1 protein-coding gene is annotated in these 821 nt (G+C 38.9%); it reads left to right on the top strand.

The genetic code is table 11. The features are described from left to right. The coding region (locus AC1DUW_RS30920; protein WP_477644465.1) for a GerAB/ArcD/ProY family transporter at nt 1–666 on the top strand (666 nt) is incomplete at its 5' end. Nucleotides 667–821 lie beyond the last annotated feature (155 nt).

Genomic DNA, 821 nt, shown 5'->3' with positions numbered 1-821 from the left:
GTTGTTGGGATTTGCTTCCTCAGTTTCATCTTAACGACTCCTATATTTTTTATAATGTTAGAGTTCCCTTTACGGCACGTGCATTTTTCTCATCTTTTGCCAATTTTGGATCATACCGCAGTTGAGTTCTTATCCGCCTCTAAAAAGATGGCGTATAGTTTAACTGGATTTGAAACACTTTTTTTCTTTTATCCTTTTATAAAAAATGCTCCAAGCTCGCAAAAGTGGGTGCATTATGGAGCGGCGTTCAGTACTTTTAGTTATTTAGTAATAATGATCGTTTCCCTTATGTACTTTACTAAGGCTCAATTACTTGAGTCGATTTGGCCGACATTAACTATTTGGAAAATTGCTGATTTTCCTTTTCTTGAAAGGTTTGAGTTTATGGGGCTCTCCCTTTGGCTGTTTAACGCTCTTAATAGTGTTTGTATATTTATTTGGGCCGGCACGAGAGGACTAAAGCAGCTGTTTACCGTGAAGCAAAAACATAGTCTTATTTTCGTTATCATCATGACAGCTGTGGTGGCTGTTCTCTTGAAAAACCGCGAGCAGATCGAGCAGCTAAATACAGTAATGGGCTTGGTGAGCCTTTATGTCATTTATGCCTACATTCCATTTCTCTTCTTTTACCAAATGATTAAAAGTAAAATGAGGCGAACGTCATGATAAGGTACCTCTTTTGGAGCATTTTTACGCTCATCCTGCTGTTCAATTATTCGATTGAAACAAAGATACTTGAAGATATCCAGCACGTTTCCGCCATTGGTTATGACTATGTGGACGAGGACCGGATAAAGGGAACAGCCGCCGCTCCTTTTTAT

Source organism: Peribacillus sp. P4_C12, assembly GCF_056402095.1.
The sequence above is the reverse complement of the archived record's forward strand: the minus strand, read 5'-3'. Positions and strand labels throughout refer to the sequence as shown.